Source organism: Paraburkholderia bryophila, from assembly GCF_003269035.1.
Lineage (GTDB): Bacteria > Pseudomonadota > Gammaproteobacteria > Burkholderiales > Burkholderiaceae > Paraburkholderia > Paraburkholderia bryophila.
This window is the reverse complement of record NZ_QLTK01000030.1, coordinates 50316-67398: the sequence shown is the minus strand read 5'-3', so window position 1 is coordinate 67398 and position 17083 is coordinate 50316. Positions and strand designations below refer to the sequence as shown.

Here is a 17083-nt window from a genome sequence, read left to right as displayed (position 1 = left end):
CCTGTATGGATGTACAGTATCCTACACGGATTTCTGTAGCGGCGAACAGACACTTTTTTCGGGAGACGCTCAGTGGATATGCGCGTTCGCAAGCCCGTCAGCCATCCAATGCCCGAGATTGCGGGGTTTGTCGCAGACATGAAAGCGGTGTTTGGCGAACAGGAAATCGACGATGCCATTCGCCGCGGCAAGGCGGGAGAGCCGCCGTTTTATGCATGCGAAAATGGCCATACGGTCGGCACTGCTACGTCTGCGCAAACCAACGTCTGGCCTGTTGACCGTGCAGTGCGCGACCGTCATTACTGCGCCGGCTGCGACGGCTCCTGCGTGGGCACCGCGAAGTCGTGCAGTGCATAAAACCGCAAACCTGCGCATCTAAAATCGGACCAGCGGGTTCCACCGCAGATGTCATGCCGACCTTGGTGCGAGACTTCGATGACATGACGGCGGACCGTCGCACAGCTACGCGGGCTCTACATATCGGCATGGACATGCAGCGGCGCGACCATATATCGAATCCAAACGCCAAATGGTAGGTGCGCAACAGCGTGTGCTCTGCAATAACAGGAAAACGGCGCGTACACTGCTAACTGGACGATAGGAGACGAATGGTCCAACTTGAAAGCCTGCGCGCGCTTTCTGTAATTGCGGTTGACTAGGTAAGAATCATTTCGAGCTTCAGGTGCAATCCGCTCGAAACGGAGCGCCAAAAAACTGATGGTGGTCACTATAAATCGAGTTTCAATTCCTTCACCAAATTCCCAGCACGAAGGCGTCAGGCGCCGCGGCCTCTAGGGCGATGCCTGCTGGTCAGATGGAACGGCGATGAAAGGGTCCACGGCAATTGTCAGTTCAATCCACCGTAAATGCTGAAATGGACATGAAATTTGTCAGGGAGCGGGCGCTAACTTTCTGGTAAGGAATTGCGCTAAGAAAAATTCTGCGTCCCATGGACGAACTCAATCAATTTTTGCTTCGGCTATACCAAGCATCCAGAGAAGTGCCGCTGGACGAGTTCCAGGAGTGCGCTCTGAAGATGCTGGTTGGCCTCGTTCCTTTTGATTCGGCCCGGTGGGGAACGACTGCCCGTGACGAGCGGGGAGCAGCGTATCAAACGCCGTGGTTCTTCAGAGACCCGCCTGAATCACTGCAGGACTACAACGAGTTTCGCGAGCAAGACACCGCCGCAACTCTTGTGCTTGCCACTCCGGATAGAACGCACAATTTCCAGCTTGTCGAATTCTATCCAGCAGGCAGTACAGGTTTACGCGCATACCAGCGTCGCTATCGGCATGAACATGCTCTGATTACCGCCCACCTGAATCCGGAAACCGGACTTTACGACGCTTTTTCCGTGTATGGCGCCTCCGCGGCCCGGCCCTTCTCCGAAGCACAGCGACAACTCGCCGAACTCGTCTTCCCACACATGCGCGAGGCGCTGCGGATAAATCAATGCTTGCAGCTAGAACGCATCAGGCCACGCGGTGACGGGTACCAATGGGTAATGGCGATATGCGACGCTGCGGGGCGTCTGCGGTTTGCCGAGCCGCTATTTTTCGAATTGCTCATCCGTGAATGGCCGCATGGTTCGCGACAAGCGCTGCCGGCCGAACTCACACAACTTGCCTCAAGCAAACAAGTCGCCAAACTCATCGGACGTACGGTCGTCTTCTGCGTCAAGGTTGCCCATAACTCAGCCTATATTTACGCGCGTCCACGTATGCAAGCGGACGGGTTATCACGCCGCGAGTTGGACGTCGCTCGCCAGGTAGCAGCCGGCCTCAGTCACAAGGAAATAGCTAAGGTATTGAACATATCTCCCGCAACCGTACGCCATCATATTCAAGCTGTTCACGAGCACATGGGCGTGCACAACAACGCTGAGCTAACTACAAAACTCCGGAATATCGACCTCTGACAACGACGGCATGCGAATCATGAGCCTTTTCGCTTCAAGTTCTCGTTTCGCGACGCAAACGCAGAGTTAGACGTCCGTTTTGCACTCCAAGCTCCTTCTTGTCTTCCACCATACTTCTGAAGGCCGTTCCAAGTGGACGAAATGCCCGCTGTCGACTAGGTAGCTAACCGCGTTAGGAAAGAGTTCCACCCAAATCCGACTCTCTGCTTTGATGTCCGTGAAAGGGTCTTTGTTACCAAGGATTAGATGGACCGAATCCGCGACGGTTGTCGCCACTGGGATAGGGTCCTCAAGCAAGAAATCCTTCACAACGACTTCGAACGTATTCAGGTCAAAGACAGGCTGATGGGCCAGCAAGTTCACATACCAGTGACGGCTTGCGCTCGCCCCCGGACTCCAACTTAGGTCGACGAAGCTCGCGATGCTAGCTATCTGAGCGGCTACCCTTGCGAATCGCGAAACATCTCTGCTCGCCCTGAACTCATCGAGAGCGACCAAAAAAGGCTCATACGATTGGTCTTTGAGACAAAGGCAGGTTGCAAAGCGGACAAACGCGTCCGCGAGGTCATACACTGGTGCTAACAGCACGATTTTCCCTAGCCGGTTCGGCAGTCTCATCGCCAGACGCAGAGCCAAATGCGCGCCGAACGCGTGGGCGACGAGGTTAACAGGCTGTGAATATGCGTGGGCGAGTCGCTCAACTTCCTCTTGCGCAGCATCAACAAGCGCTGCAAACGGCCTTGCAAACAGAACCACAGAGCGCGGCTGGTCCCACCAATGAATCGGTAGCGCGAGTCCGTAAAGTGCTCGTTCGGCAATCGCCGACAATCCCGGACCGCCGTGAAGGAAGAGCGTCGGCGCGTGACTGTCCATAGTCTCCTCCGTGGGTGCTTCGTGATATTGCACCAGCGTACTCGGTCGCCGTTAGCCGGTAACTGGTGCATTTGGACCATTGGGTCAAGCGACGCCGTCTTCTACCCTCTGTGCATGGCTCACAGGCAACTCTCGCAACGGTTAACCGGTTGAGCCGGCTGCCTGGGTTGTCTTTCCCGTCGGCCAGCGCACGTTTCGCAGTCGGAGCATCGTGCGGGGCCGTTCCAGCACACCCGGTGCTCCGGCGCACCCCTACCGCGCCCAAAAGCCAAGTCCTCAAGGGAGGCACAGCCATGAAGATTCCAACATTGCCTCTCCGGCGATTCACGGCACTGGCCTGCTTCGCCTGCGGTCTGATTGGCGCATCTGTTCAACTCGCCTCATCCGATGAGCTCGACTCGACCATGTCCCAAGTGCTGAACGCCGTAATAAGCGATTCTTCGACCAGCGCAGACAAAGCCGCGCTTCAGGGCGAGTTGCAATCTCTACAGCGGCAGGCGACGGCTAACTCTTCCAGTGCTTCTTCCAGTGCTGGCTCAGGAAACTCAACAGGCTCAACAGTCGCCGTTGCATCGCGTTCTGCTGTCACTACACCCAAGGGCTGCCAAGGCAATCTTCAATATCTCGACGCCCAGCTACCCAAATACACGGACCCCACTCTGGTGACTTTTCGGGAGCAGCTCCTCGGCCAGAGCGTGACCGAGACCATGCGCGACGCAAAGGCGAAGGGGTACGACAAGCCTCGCGCGGTCTCGGAGCTACTTGATGGAGCAGCCTCAGCCGACAAGAGTGCACAGCAAGCACAGCAATGTGCCATTGCTACAACCGGCGGACCGGATTCGGACACGCCTTGGACGAACTGGAACTCCCATAGCACCCAGGAACTACAGTGCGAAGGCATTCTCGGTGGCTGTAAGTGTGGCTACGTCATGGGTCGATATACGTCAATCGTAACGCGCGCGCTGGCAGCTCAGCTCTCGACCTGCTGGAATTAGGAGTTCACCGTGAAACGTCAGAAATCGATTCCACTGATGTGTGCGCTACTGACTGCGTGCCTGTCCTCGGTGAGTCACGACTATGTCACCTTCAACAAAGTCAAACCTGCAGCGACGCAAAAAGTCGTTAATTGCCCAGCCGGTCTTGTTCTCGATTCTTTTCAGGCCAACTCGAGAGTCGCCATTGCCGTCGTTTCGCCCAAGTTGCTCACTGGTTATGGAACGCCTATTGTGGTTGTCATAGCAAACCGGAGCAATAGGCCGTTTGAAGTCGATGAGCAAGACATCTCGTTGCGACAGGACGGGGGAAACCCCGTTCTTGTTACCGATGAACGAGCTAGCGCTATTGACAAGCACTACACACAATCACATCTCAGTGCCGGTATGGTGATGGCCCTACTAGGGGGAGCACTCCTCGCGGTAGCGCATACAACCGACTCAGCCAGTGTCAACTCCGTAGCCGACCCGCTCACTAAAGACGTCGACAAAGCAAACGAGACAGCAAAGGAGCGACAGGCTGCCTTCATTAGAGCGCGGTTTCGCGGAACAACCCTGTCTCCGGGTGAAGCGACAGCGGGCTATATCGTGGTGGAAAACGTGAAGGCCGCGCCTCTGACTATTGTCATCAAAGTCGGTACTGAAGTTCACAAATTTACCCTGCTCACAGAGGGATAACCATGTATCGCCATCTAGTCGTGGGATGTGTGTGCGCGGTCTCCGCCGTCTCCACCGCAGTGAGTCAAACGGTCGAAGACCCCGCATGTCCGTCCCTGGTAACTTATCGTGACGGCCAGTTATACTCAGACTTCGACCGTACATTCCGTAAGTGGAACGCAGCTAACGAGGCGCTGAACGATACTCGAGCGCTGCGCAGCCAACTCACAACAGACCAGCAATTGCAAACCGCAGCTGAAGTTGCCGGAACCACGCTACACATGCTCAACATACTTGTGGGGGCTCTCAATGGCGTATTAGATATCGCGACGGTGGGTGAGCAGGGAGCCCTCAGCAACGTAGGACAAGCCGCCGCGTCCGAGATTGTCAAACGCGTATCCTCTACGGGGTCGGCAATAGAACTGGTCCAGGCGCAAACCGATGGCCAGATGGCCACAGCAGTGGCAGGCGAGATTCCCATCATCAGAGGGGCGGTACGCTTTTTCGAAGGACTGGAAAAAGCCCAGGAATTTGAGTCGCTATCTCAAGACGCGAAACGCGTGCTGAATAGTCAACTCGCCTCGGTGGAGTCAAGTTTGAAGCGCATCGAAGCTCGAACAGCGCGTATTCGCAGAGCTCACACTGTGGAGACTGCGGTTGTTTCGCTTATCGACCAAAGGTGTGGCAAAAGCAAACAGCCAAGGGTGGCCGCCAGTACCGCTGCACCACCCGCAGTGGTGTCCCACGAGCTAAAGACCGTGACGCGTGCTCAAAGCAGACCGAAAGAATGCGACTTGCTGAACGACACGGCAACAACGAGTGAACTCGCAACCGACAATCCCGATGAACTCAATAGACTAGTACAACTTTGTAATTAGCCTGACGCCATTTAGCAACATGGCGACTGCCAAGCAGGAGCACAACCGTCCCAACTGATGTTCGAGACCGAAGATGGACAAAGAGTCGTCGCCGCGTGTATCGAGTTCGGAGGCTGGCACCATCGCAAGAAAACTCTAACGCCAATCCAGCCGTTGGCCCTGCTAACAATGCCGGGCAATTCTGGCTTGGCCTGGGCAATGGACAGTCTCGCTGCAGCAGCCGAAGCGGGAATACTTGACGGCGACAAGTACATCGAGCAACTGTTTGCGAGCAAAGAAGACGTACGGTCCTTCGGCCTGATTCTGCGTGACGCCGGCGACGAGAGTTGGCTGAACGGCCGTCACTTTACCGCTCTGAAAAAGTTGGGCTGCGCTGAACTCGATGCAGTGACCTACGCCGCCGTCGCGGGTTTCTTCGACCCTGCTGAGCAATCCGTCATGGACGGACAGGCCGTACTTGTACGTCCGAAAAACCCATCTCAAGCCTTCGCCGTTCTCTCCTGCAGAAAAGCGATTTCGATTTCTCGCTCAAGCCAAAAAAATTCCCTCGCGGCGACTCTCGTCGCAGCCCCCGTATGGCAACGCAAAACGCCGGTCAGTTGTCACCAAATCCGCGAGTCGCTCGGGCGCCCCGGGACCGGACCACTTTGCTGGTCGCAACAACGATTCTGGCGGTGCCTACTGAAGCCGATGCGCGTCCGCGCATGCAATGTCGCCGAGTTTGGGTTCATGGCCATCTTGTTCGCAGGTGTAAACCGTTACCCCCACCTCGGCGACATCATCGTCGGCCGCCTCCGCACCACCGGCCGCCCCCGCCGTATCGATAATGATGTCCCGAACGATTCATCGGTATGCCGGGTCCTTGCAATTGTTCGCAGCCGAAAACTCGCTCGTCGTCCGCTCCTTTCGCCAGATTGCTTTGCCCGCGCGTTTCGGATGTTCCTTGAAGTGCTGATTGCGCTCTGCGAAATAGCGGTCAATTGCCGCCTTCGCAGCATCCGCGGACGCGTAGTCACTATTGTGGATGATGGCTCTCGCCATGCCACTGAAGACTGATTCGATGACATTCAGGAATTGAGCACTTGCAGGCAAAGGAGCCAGTTCCAGAATCGGCTGATGACGCGATTGCGCTGACTCATTGTGGTCGGAGATGAACGCCGACAGCTTCTTCGAAAGATGCCAGGAGGCTGCGTCCCACGAGAGGTATAGCTTCCGCATCACACCGTACTTTTCGAGCAGGGCAGTTGCCATGCGAATCATCTCATCGGTGTTCTTGGCCGTGGAATAGAAATGCGTCACCTGGTTGGACGACAACTCCAGTGCGGCCGTGCAAATCAGACACCCCTTCGATTTCTGCCATTGCGGAACATTCGGCTGAACATCGGGGGCAGCCAGCACGCGGCCGGGTTTCATAGTGACGGAGAAGGGTCCAAACTCGTCGATAGAGAAGAACCGTTCGTCAGGCTGAAGGTTGGCTAGAATCGACCGGATGTGGTCAAGTTTTTCCCGATAATTGGGGTCGGTGCTTGTGAGTACAATCTTGGCCGATTTCCAGCGATAGCCGGCGTGCCGCATTATGGCCCGGATAGCCTCCATGCCCGCATGATGCCCACGCACCGCCAGAACGCGTCGCAGGTCGTCCATTTTCCATGTCGTCCTGTTAATGCCTGATGCAGACGGTGGCTCGTGCAACAGCGTGAAAACTGCGCTCTTCAGCGCTTCGTCGTCCTCCCTGCGGGAGCGGTTCGTTTTTGCGAACAGTGATTCCAACCCAGCTGCCTTATAGTCGCCGATGTACGTGCGAACGGACGCGCGGCTAATGGCGAGATGCGTCGCGATTTCACGTAAGGAAAAACCTGCTTCGTGTGCCAGCACGGTAAGCGACTTATGGCGCTGGTTCCTTGATACCGGCAACAGCATTCGCATCAGCCTGTCCTGTTGCCTGCCATCCTCCCCTGCTGGCACAGAAACGAGTCCCTGTTCGACTTGATACATCCAGTTCTGCCATCGCTGTCGGCTCCGTTCAGCAGAGCCTATCTTCGGAGATTCGACAACACCCCATCTGCGCAATCGACGCCCGGCTGTCTCTTCGAGTTCCTCCGTGTCGTCCTCGCTAAACAAGCGGGCCAGGAACTGCGCTGCCCCGCGCTCCGGGAGTGCACGTACGATGCGTTGGACCGCTGACCATGGCACTGCCAGTTTTCGGCAGCGGGTGGCATCTCTCGTATTGTCGGTGACCCGGCAGTAGCCTGGGGGCAACTCGAAGTGGGCCATTTTCCGGACAGTGTTCCGGCTCATGGCCTCGACTTTTGCGACATACCGGATGGATTCGCCCTTTTTGAGAACCCGCGCTCGGATACGCGTCCACTCTTTGATATCTGAGTACATGGACAGCCTCCTCATCTGGGTCGCATCGAAATAGCATGACCCTATCGGTGCCCACAAGACGGTAAGGGCGACCGCAGAACTATTGAAATGCAGCCAGCGTCTTGATGAAATTTCGCTTGGCACGATAAGCCTTCCGGATTTCATCGAGTTCTATGGTCAACAGCGCGTGCTCGCTCAGTTCTGCTCTCAACCGGCCGATGGCCCGTACGATTCCAGCAGCCTCGTCATATCGCGCGTTCCGTGTGCCATTTTCCGCCGATATTGGCAGTAAGCGGTGGTACAGCGCAATGGCGTCGTGCGGATGGGTCTTCGCGCGAACCGCCGCCACCGTTGCCCACATGTTTACCGCTACTGGACCTCCGCAGAACGCCTCCCATGCGGCCTCACGTTCGTGCTCGGCGAGAAAATCCTTGACCAGTTCGGTACCGCTCGGCGTTTGCCAGTGGCTGTGCTTCGCTTTGGACGGCGCCTCTTCCGTGCGGACCAGCTCCCACATATGCTTGAGTGCGCGCTCGCGCGTTAAATCGTACCGACCGGTAGCCTTGGCGACATCCATCAGCGCCGTGAACGGTTCGGCGACGGGACGCGACTCGAGGTCGCCGCCAGGCGAACGAATCGGCCTTCTCAAAATCCTTCGTTTACGTGCGACGCAGCGCCGCTTTGAACATACTTCCGGCGCGTCGCGATGGCAGCGCGAGAAACTTAGCAAGACTTGGACATCATCGACGCCACTATCTGCCGCCATCCAGAAAATCCCGCCAGTCCCACGCATAGGCGCAATCCATGGGCTCCGGGTCCTCGTCAATTAGCGGGCGTGTCGAAAAGGCGATACGCTTTTTGAAAAGGCTTTGCGCCGGCTCCGGTATCTCCCGAAGCCGCACATACGGGGTGTTATCGGAGGTGTGAATAGGAACATCAAGCTGTTGTGGGCGTGGAGGTAGTTCCTCCTTCCCAGTCAGCGCGACCGCAAGGGCACGTGCTACCAAGTCCCATATGCTCGAAGCGTAGCGTGGATAGTCGTGCAGGCTCGCTGCGCCTATTTCTCCCTGCACATCTTCGTGCAGTTCGACCTTGTAGTCTGCGAGCGCGCCATTCTTAACTCGGCCAATCTTTGCCGTTGCCAACACCCGGCTACCACTCTCGCGGCCGCCCGGCCACAATTCGACTGTTACTCTCAGCATTTGAGGTGCCTCCGTCACGTGTATAGGTTGAAGCTGGAAATTCGAACAATGGAAGTCAAGAGTCGAGCGTTAGCAGTTGAAGAAGTTTGCACGTCTCGATAACTGCCTTCGTGCGTTCATATGCGATGGTCATGGGACATGTTCGGTATGTGTTAGCGGCGTATGGATTCAGCCATGTGGTGCGGAATGCACTTCGTTAAGCCACAGCGCGATACGCTGCAGCGCATTGCTGTCGCTAATGCCGCGAGACGAGTCGAGCAGAAGGAAGTGGTCGACGAGTTCACCGGGCTCACGGCCGAACTGTGCCGCGCCGAATACTGCGTCGTCGATAGCGAGCCAGTGCCTAAGTCGTTTCCCATAGGCGCAGCTGCTGACGACGTAAGTACGCTCGGTACCGTCCTGCACATAGCTGAACCGGGGTTTGATATCCCGGGTGGTCCCGACGATGCGTCGGCGTAGTTCCGGTGGCAGGTACTCGATGACGCGCTCCACTGGCAAGCGTCGCACCCATGACGTCGTGAGCACAATTTCCACATCGGGATAGGGCTCGAGAAGCTCGGCGAGCAGGGGTGCGAATTCCAGTAGAGGTCGACCGGTGTCGAGCGTTATTTCATCGTCCTCGCCGATATACGCATGGCCCACGTGCAGCGTGCCGTCAAAGTCGACGAAAAGCGTCGGAGTGGTGCAGTCAAGAACGAGGGCAGCCGGTACAGGTCGTTCTCTGGAAGGATAGCGCCGCTCCATTACTTCATACCAGTTGACGGTATGCCCGACCGCCGCGAGAGCGTCGCTGGCATCATCGCGCTGCATGATAAGCATCTCCTGGCCGAACCCAGCGAGAACCTTGAACAGGGCTTCGGTAGCAGCCGACTTCCCATCTTCGATGCGGCTCAATTCGGCGACGTCGATATCGACGATTTCAGCAGCATCGAGGAGGCTCAGTTCGCAATGCAGCCTACAACTCCGAATTAGGCGGCCAAGCGTCGGTAGGTCTGACGCCAGTGGGCTGAGTGAAGAGGGCGGCGGGGATGATGCTAGGTTCATGGTAGCGGATGGTGAGGTGGGAAAGGTGCAGCAATTCCACAAACGGTTACCAATTCAGTAACGCGCGGAGGCAAACGATAAGCCAACGCGATTCATCTTCTGAGACCCATCCCTTGCATGCGATTGCGGCGCGCACGCGCGAGGGTGACGTCTTGACTTTGTTCCGGATGAGCCGACGCATCCTTCAGTGCCTTTGGCACAAGTTGGTGCGCGAGGTCCTCGAAGATGCTCCAACGCTCCTCGCGTTAAATGGCCGTTTGCCCAGCGACGTACTTGCCTTCGGACATAACGGCACAGACTTTGGGCTGCGCGCCAGCGACGATGCCGGGGGGGGGCGTCACGCGGAAAATCATCGGGGACGTTAGCCGGCTGTGTGGTGGTTTGCATTGCTGGTCCAAATGACACGGGTGTCGAGCGTCAGCCCTAGCTCGACGAACCGGGTGATATCGCACAATCGGATTCGACGGCGGGGTCGACACACTTGTCGCAATAGACGCGATGCCAATAAACATCTCGGAGCGTGCCTGGGTTGCCGCAGCTCTCACATACGCACCGAGCAGTCGCCACAGCGATTTCGACGCTCGCCGAAATGCGCGTCCAGACATCGGGCGGACACATGTACCCATTCAAGACGACGAGTTTGAGTTCGCCTGCGACCTGCGAGATGTCAGTGCAAACGGGAAGCGTCGGGTAGGGGACGCGGCCGGACAGAAGTGCTCTATCCATGTCCGCGATTTTCTCGGGAGACTGGAGTTGCTCGCGCCACAATGCGCGTAGCTCAAATTCAACGTCACGCGCCAGCACTTCAATGATTGGATACCAACCAACGCCGCACTGAATTCCGAAGTGCGAGATGTTCGCCGGGTACGACTCTGGATGATGCATCGCGCGAAAGAAGAGGGGGAAACGCGAAAACAGCTCTCTCTGTTCGCCGTTCATCATCCACAAGCGGGGCCGGGGGTGAAGTTCAGTGTCCACCGGTTCAACCAGTTTGACCTGTCGGCGCACCGCTGGCGAGTTCTCGACCGACCGTGTGCGACGCTGTGCTCGAGGAGCAGTCACTAAGAATCCTCCGTCATCCACCTGCGGCGGGACGAGCAAGTCCCTCGCGGTGAGCGATTGTGAAAGTGAAGTTAGCTGCCGACGCGTGACATTGACATTCGCCGTTAGCGCGGCATACGAACGGGCGGAGTGTAGCGGGAAAAATATGTAGTGTCGAGACTGCCAGTTTATAAACTGACAGTTTCAAAACTGTAGATTGTGCCGCTACAATAGTGGATGCTCCTGCCCCATATGGCAAAGAGCATTGACGCGCGGCAGGCGGAAACCCGTCGGCGAATCGCGAATAACCTTAGATTGTTCCGCGGTAAACAAGGCATGTCCCAAGAGCAACTTGCGGACCGTGCTGGATTGCACCGCACGCAAATCAGCGCAATCGAGCGTGGAAAGTCGAACGTCATGGTCGACACGCTTGTGGCATTGGCTGTTGTGCTAGAGGTCGAAGAAATCGAGTTGTTTGCTGAGCGCGATGAAGTGCCAATGCGGCTCAAGGGCGGGCGGAAGAAGAAAGCGGTTGAGCCCGCGGGCGAGTAGGCGCGGGTGGTGCGGGTGGTCTTTGCGAACGCGACACTGTCGACGACATGCAGTTGCGGGTCGGAGTGCATTCCGCATATACAGACGCACATTCAACGTCTCGCTATCGGCATAAAGCTGTCTTTGAGCGGTCCTCCGTCAAACCCCTGTGATTCACCCAGTATGCACAACTCTGCTGCCCACACCACAAGGGTGTGGACAGCTGCCCTTTGGGCAGTGCCAGAGTTGCACACACTCGAACGTCGGACGCGCCGGCTGTGCCGACTTGCCCATTTGCAACGAAAAAATTGCAAACCCGACGTCGTTGGTCTTCAACTGACACAGAGCGATGTCCGTCCGTAAAATGCCGGCTGCTTACTTTTATTGTGAGGACGATGAGCTTGCGGAGTTGGTACTCTCGCGGCCACGCTTGTCACGCACGGTACGAAAGGAAATCAGAGCGTTGATTTCGTCGGTTCAGTAGGCTGCAGAACTTTTGCAGATAGGCGCCGGAAACGGGCTAGACGGAAGCTCGTGGCAGCCAACGGCTCTCGGCGGAACAATGTGCCTATCAAGTGAGCATCTGGCGAAACGTATCGGGTTATCACGCGGCGCTCGAAGTAATAATGAAGCGAAGGGAGCGCGCCTGCAAGTTATCAGCGGCTCGAACGTCTCGTGGCGGCATAATTCGATGACGGCAACGTGTTTGTTCCGACGGAGCGAGTCTCATCTCATTATGTCGCCACAGAAAAGCATCGGTCCGCTGGAAAATGATGGAACGGTGCGGTCGAACCCATCGTGACTGGCGGTCTTCGGGCGAGTGCTGGCTTATGGTTTAGCGGCGTGTGCCGTTAGCACTGCGACCAGACGTTCCAGGATAGGATGGAATCCGCTAAAGTCGATTGTCTTCTGCCCCTTCTTTACGATATATTCAGCAAAATAATGCTTGCCGTACTCCGTTGCCGAGTCAAAACCATCCTTTCCACTGAAGACTTTCGTGCCGAGCTTCGTCTTCAGAAGAGTGGGGTCGAAGAAGTCTTCGATAGTCGTTGATTTTCCACTCAGCCGTGGAATGGCGACGACATAGAAATTGTCGGCTATGTGATAGAACGGCTCACTACCGTCGACCGGAGATTTTCTTTTTGTTGCAGTTTTGACGCTGGAAAATATTTTCGCCGTGCCTTCATCGTTATCAATAAGCAAAATTACGGGATTTCTCTTTTCTTTGCTTTTAAATCCTTTAAATTCACTACCATAGTTTCCAATGAACGTCTGGAAGTCACCGGTGCCGCCCCCCAGGTGTAAGATTCGGTCGGCCACCTTTGTGTAGTTGAAGAAGTTGAGCAACAGTTTATTTTCCGAAGCGGTTTTTGAAACAAGCTGTGGATACGTGTCAGCGAGCTGACGCAACGCACACTTGATATAAACGTTGTCCGTCTTTCCCTCGCATATAACGAACGGAAGCTCGGGATTAAAAAACTGCGTGTACTGCAGATAGCGGCGGTATGTGCGGGACGCGCCGTCCATGTCTTTCAATTCTACTCGCGGGATTCGTTGCTCCCGTTTATCCTTTTTTTCCATCGCAAGTTTCTTCTGTGGAAAAACTCGCACACTGTCAATGAAGCTTAGCATGCCGCGAAGTTGCACTTTGTTACCGGCTACTTCTTCGACCACCCATGCACCAGCGTCGTTCCGATATGATTTTCGGAGCGTAAATTGTCCTGTTTTGACAAACGAATTAACCATTGCCCGAACGTCCCTTACGTATTCGCTCGGCACATTCAATTTTTTGTTGACGACGACCCCCGTCACATCTTGCCGAAACCTATGAAATTGCATTCTCGTTTTACTATGGTTAAGTTCAAAACGAGAGTCCTTTATGATTTTCAGCAAGGACTTGCCAGCAATCCATTCATTGGAATCGCTAACTCGCGTGGCAATCGACTCTGGAAACTCTTTTCTGTTTGTCGAAAATGTCAGGTCATCGGCGTATCGCGAATAGTAACAATCATGGCGTGCGGCTAGCTGAGCCATCCGTACGTCAAGAATATGCGCAATGAGATTCGATATGGCGGGTGAGCATGGACTACCCTGCGGCAGAACTTTGTTATGACATGCAATCTGCGCCAATATTCGCGCGACAACCGGGTCCAGCTTGAAGTGTCGGTTCTTTGCAAAAAAACCTGAAACACGCCCGAAATGGACTGTGCCAAAGAAATTATGCAGGTCGACATTAAATACATATCTCTTCCCACGATGCACGGTTGCGTTCGTCAGGATTGAGTGATTTTTACGGAAACCATGGGAAAATCTATTTTTCCCGCCACGCTCAACTTCGATTTCTTCGGCGCAGGCTCCCAGCAACGTGGAAACACGTGCCTGGAGCAGTTTCAGTGATTTGACCGGCGCGCTGATAATGCGAGTGCCACCGCTCCGCTTGGGAATTGGAAAGTCCACATACTTGTATGCATCGCCTATACCATACACAACATAGGCGAGACCTTTTGGCTCATATCCCAACAACCTAGCAAGGCCGTGAAGCGACGTCTGAGCGCGCAGTTGCGCGATATGAGTGGGATTTTTCATTCGGTATAAGAAGATGGGTGTCTGCGGACACTCTTTGGCAACGTATCATCAGCGAGATAGCCGCTACGATATGCGAGGGCAGCGCCTTCGCGCATTACTTCCATTTATCGCGAATCGCGATAACAAATCTGTCCGCAGACAGCGCGAAACATATCATGTTCAGGGCTCTCGCGAAAGACCAGCACTGCTGATAGGCCTAAGCACGATGCAGAGTTAGCCACCGTAACCGTTGAACCGTCCGAGATATTCGGCCTAGCTGAATCAAGGCTATCCGTCACCGAATCTGGAGAACGTTCATCCTTCGCTGCGGAAGGTTAAGTACTCGATTCTCGAGTGACGCGCCTTCGTTAAAACGCTCCGACCCCTGTTGATAACTCTAAGGCCGGCTCCCCCCGCACCCCCCTGAGGCAACGAGAAATATACGCTTGACAACCTAAATGCAAACCAACGGTACACATGCACCGAGGTGCATATTTAAGTTTGAGAGATAAGTAGTTGAAAGCACAGTATTCTTGTCGCGCTGAACGGATGGGGAGGGGCCGGGAAAAACCATAAGGGTTCGAGTCCCTCCTGCCGTACCAGGTTTCCGCTTCACGAACAGCATGGCTGTCCGCGCACCGCCACTACCCCTTCGCCTGCACCTCGATCGAATCGACCCGATCCGGATAAAACGCCAGGTGCTGCGCGATCTCTTTCACAGCCGCATACGGCGCTTCGTAGGTCCACACCGAATTCACCGTCCGCTCGCCGCCCAGCGGAATGCTGTAGTACGCGCATTCGCCTTTGTACGGGCAATACGTCGCGTGTTCGGTGCGTTCCAGTAGCGCCATCTCCACGTCGGTACGCGGAATGTAATAAGCCGGCGGATACGCGGCTTCGCGCAGTACCAGCGCGTTGTCCGAGCTGGCGATCTGCCGGCCGGCCACGGTCACCACGACGCGCGCGTTCGCCGGCTCGATCGTGATCGGATGATCCGGTCCGGGGACCTTGATGGTTCTTTCAGTCATGCTGTCGAACTCCTGGATAAGTGATTGAGCGCTATCGCGCGGCTCGAGACAGATTGGAGCAGGTCGAGACAGGCTGGTTAAGCGCCGCGCCGCAAAAAAACGCCAAAGATCGCGCCTTCGCACGAAGCATACGCCGCTCGCGAAAACCCGTCGCACGACAATCCGTGACACCGACACGCGACGAGCGAAGCCCCAAAAAAAAATAGGCAGCCGAAGCTGCCCATGAAAAGGTCACGCATCACTGCGGGACCGTTGCTTACCGCGCCCTGCTTACTGTTTGATGTTCAACGCCGCGGTCAGGTCGCCCATCGGTTTGCTGCCGTTGCTAACCAGCGCCGCGTCGCGCGTCGCGATACCCGGCAGCGTCGGCAGCGAGAAACGGTGCGTGATGAAACGCAGGATCGACGTCGTGTCGTACTGCGTGTGATCGACGAAACCCTTCTTTGCGTACGGCGAAACGATCAGCGCCGGAATCCGCGTGCCCGGACCCCAGCGGTCGGCCTTCGGCGGCGCGACGTGATCCCAGAAGCCGCCGTTTTCGTCGTACGTCACGACGACCAGCATGTTGTTCCACTGCGGGCTCTTCTGCAGATGCGAGATCAGGTCGGCGATGTGCTGGTCGCCCGACGCCACGTCGGTGTAACCCGCGTGTTCGTTCAGGTTGCCCTGCGGCTTGTAGAACGACACTTGCGGCAACGTGCCGGCGTCGATCGCCTTGATGAACTCCGAGCCGCCCATGCCGCCGTCGAGCAGATGCTGCGCGCGGTTGGTGGTACCTGGCGCCAGATCGGCGAAGTAGTTGAACGGCTGATGATGCGGCTGGAAGTTCGGCGCCGTCAGATTCGCACCGTAGATCACGTTGGCCGTGCCGGTTTGCGCCGCCGACACCGCCGCGCCCCACGCGCCGCCGTACCACGCCCACGACACGTTCGCCTTGCTCAACAGATCGCCAATGTGCTGCTGCGTCTGCGCCGGCAGCGTGGTGGCCTGGGTCGGATCGGCGAGATTCGCGTCGCCGCCGGTCGCCGCCTTGTTGCCGCTCGGCTGAAACGGCGGCTGCATCGTGTTGATCGCGTAGAAGTCGGGCGTCAGATTGCCCGACAGCACGTATTTGGGCGCGCCGGTGATGGCCGAAGCCGGCGAATTCGTCGCCAGTTTCAGCGTCACGCCGTCGCTTTCCACCGCCGAGATCGAGCCGGCAGCCGGGCTCTTATCCGCGTTCGGATAGGTCGGCGTACATGCGCAGATCAACCACTGGTGGTTCAGGAACGAACCGCCGAATGCACCCATGAAAAAGTTGTCGGCCAGTGTGTATTGCTGGGCGACTTTCCACAGCGGCAACTTGTCGGCGTCGGGCGTGTAGTGACCCATCACGAGGCCGCCCGAATCCGCCCACGCGGCGAACTTGTCGTTCTTGCCGCCGTTGATCTGCATCTGGTTCTCGTAGAAGCGGTGATACAGATCGCGTGTCGTCGCGGTGATCGGTGCGTTGAAACCCTTCGGGTCGTCGATCGCGAACGGCGTGTTCGGCAGATTCGCGGTCATGGCCTGCGTAATCACCGGCGTCACGCCGGTTTGCGTCAGGCCGTTCCACACCGGCGGCAGCGTCGCCAGCACGGTGCCGTTGCGGTCCAATTGCGTGGAGTTCGCCGCCGACACGTTCTGCAGGCCGTTCGCGCCGGGGAAGTTGCCGTACAGGTTGTCGAAGCTGCGGTTTTCCGCGTAGATCACCACGACCGTCTTGATCGACGTGATGTCCGGTTGCGGAGCGATGTCGCTGCCGCCGCACGCATAAAGGCTCAACGCTGCTGCGATCGCGATAGGCGTCGCGCAGATCAGTTTTTTGTTCATTTGATGTGGTTTCTCTCTCACGCGTTGGGGACGCGGGCCTCCTGTATTTCCTTACACGGATGACCGCCGGCGAAAGTTTGGCCAGGGAATTTGACAGAAAGATGTAATTAATTACGAATCGCTTTGGTGTTGTAGT

General features: G+C 56.4%; 15 protein-coding genes. 6 read left to right on the top strand and 9 right to left on the bottom strand.

Going from position 1 to position 17083, the window contains the following annotated elements:
• Positions 1 to 72: 72 nt before the first annotated feature.
• Both BX591_RS29760 and BX591_RS29755 read left to right on the top strand, forming a co-directional pair.
• The gene (locus tag BX591_RS29760) at positions 73 to 357 is read left to right on the top strand and encodes a hypothetical protein (RefSeq protein ID WP_111934892.1); all 285 of its coding nucleotides are present in this window, start codon (positions 73 to 75) and stop codon (positions 355 to 357) included.
• Between the two features lie 592 nt (positions 358 to 949).
• Entirely contained in the window at positions 950 to 1918 is a 969-nt protein-coding gene (locus tag BX591_RS29755) for a helix-turn-helix transcriptional regulator (protein WP_111934891.1), read from the top strand.
• 66 nt (positions 1919 to 1984) lie between these two features.
• Here BX591_RS29755 and BX591_RS29750 read toward each other — a convergent pair whose 3' ends face one another.
• Positions 1985 to 2791, bottom strand: coding sequence for an alpha/beta fold hydrolase (locus BX591_RS29750; protein WP_111934890.1), 807 nt, complete (start codon positions 2789 to 2791; stop codon positions 1985 to 1987).
• Between the two features lie 293 nt (positions 2792 to 3084).
• On the opposite strand from BX591_RS29750, the gene BX591_RS29745 reads away from it, so the two are divergent.
• The 3 genes from BX591_RS29745 to BX591_RS29735 are packed head-to-tail and all read left to right on the top strand — an operon-like array spanning position 3085 to position 5318.
• Positions 3085 to 3786 (top strand): hypothetical protein, encoded by a 702-nt coding sequence (locus BX591_RS29745; protein WP_111934889.1) that lies wholly within the window; start codon positions 3085 to 3087, stop codon positions 3784 to 3786.
• Positions 3787 to 3795: 9 nt separating this feature from the next.
• Positions 3796 to 4461: a hypothetical protein gene (locus tag BX591_RS29740; RefSeq protein ID WP_146749830.1), complete on the top strand. Its 666-nt coding sequence runs from the start codon at positions 3796 to 3798 to the stop codon at positions 4459 to 4461.
• A gap of 2 nt (positions 4462 to 4463) precedes the next feature.
• Complete coding sequence (locus BX591_RS29735) at positions 4464 to 5318, top strand: hypothetical protein (protein ID WP_146749829.1); 855 nt, start codon at positions 4464 to 4466, stop codon at positions 5316 to 5318.
• An 843-nt stretch (positions 5319 to 6161) separates the two neighbouring features.
• Here BX591_RS29735 and BX591_RS29725 read toward each other — a convergent pair.
• From BX591_RS29725 to BX591_RS37045, 5 genes are all read right to left on the bottom strand, one after another.
• On the bottom strand, positions 6162 to 7706 hold the full coding sequence (locus tag BX591_RS29725; protein ID WP_208459598.1) for an IS630 family transposase: 1545 nt from the start codon (positions 7704 to 7706) through the stop codon (positions 6162 to 6164).
• A 79-nt stretch (positions 7707 to 7785) separates the two neighbouring features.
• The gene (locus tag BX591_RS29720) at positions 7786 to 8451 is read right to left on the bottom strand and encodes a hypothetical protein (RefSeq protein ID WP_146749828.1); all 666 of its coding nucleotides are present in this window, start codon (positions 8449 to 8451) and stop codon (positions 7786 to 7788) included.
• Complete coding sequence (locus BX591_RS29715) at positions 8438 to 8887, bottom strand: hypothetical protein (protein ID WP_111934884.1); 450 nt, start codon at positions 8885 to 8887, stop codon at positions 8438 to 8440. The genes BX591_RS29720 and BX591_RS29715 overlap by 14 nt, the downstream gene beginning before the upstream one ends.
• Positions 8888 to 9055: 168 nt before the next feature.
• On the bottom strand, positions 9056 to 9931 hold the full coding sequence (locus BX591_RS29710; protein WP_244146831.1) for an HAD domain-containing protein: 876 nt from the start codon (positions 9929 to 9931) through the stop codon (positions 9056 to 9058).
• A gap of 423 nt (positions 9932 to 10354) precedes the next feature.
• On the bottom strand, positions 10355 to 10873 hold the full coding sequence (locus BX591_RS37045) for a hypothetical protein (RefSeq protein WP_244146830.1): 519 nt from the start codon (positions 10871 to 10873) through the stop codon (positions 10355 to 10357).
• Positions 10874 to 11224: 351 nt separating this feature from the next.
• Here BX591_RS37045 and BX591_RS29695 point away from each other — a divergent pair, with 351 nt between their 5' ends.
• The gene (locus tag BX591_RS29695) at positions 11225 to 11524 is read left to right on the top strand and encodes a helix-turn-helix domain-containing protein (protein ID WP_236071051.1); all 300 of its coding nucleotides are present in this window, start codon (positions 11225 to 11227) and stop codon (positions 11522 to 11524) included.
• 807 nt (positions 11525 to 12331) lie between these two features.
• On the opposite strand, the gene BX591_RS29690 is transcribed toward BX591_RS29695, so the two are convergent.
• The 3 genes from BX591_RS29690 to BX591_RS29680 all read right to left on the bottom strand — a co-directional run bounded on the left by BX591_RS29690 (position 12332) and on the right by BX591_RS29680 (position 16947).
• The gene (locus BX591_RS29690; protein WP_111934882.1) at positions 12332 to 14089 is read right to left on the bottom strand and encodes a retron Ec67 family RNA-directed DNA polymerase/endonuclease; all 1758 of its coding nucleotides are present in this window, start codon (positions 14087 to 14089) and stop codon (positions 12332 to 12334) included.
• A 623-nt stretch (positions 14090 to 14712) separates the two neighbouring features.
• On the bottom strand, positions 14713 to 15096 hold the full coding sequence (locus tag BX591_RS29685; protein WP_111934881.1) for a DUF427 domain-containing protein: 384 nt from the start codon (positions 15094 to 15096) through the stop codon (positions 14713 to 14715).
• 270 nt (positions 15097 to 15366) lie between these two features.
• Positions 15367 to 16947: an acid phosphatase gene (locus BX591_RS29680; protein WP_111934880.1), complete on the bottom strand. Its 1581-nt coding sequence runs from the start codon at positions 16945 to 16947 to the stop codon at positions 15367 to 15369.
• Between the last annotated feature and the right edge of the window lie 136 nt (positions 16948 to 17083).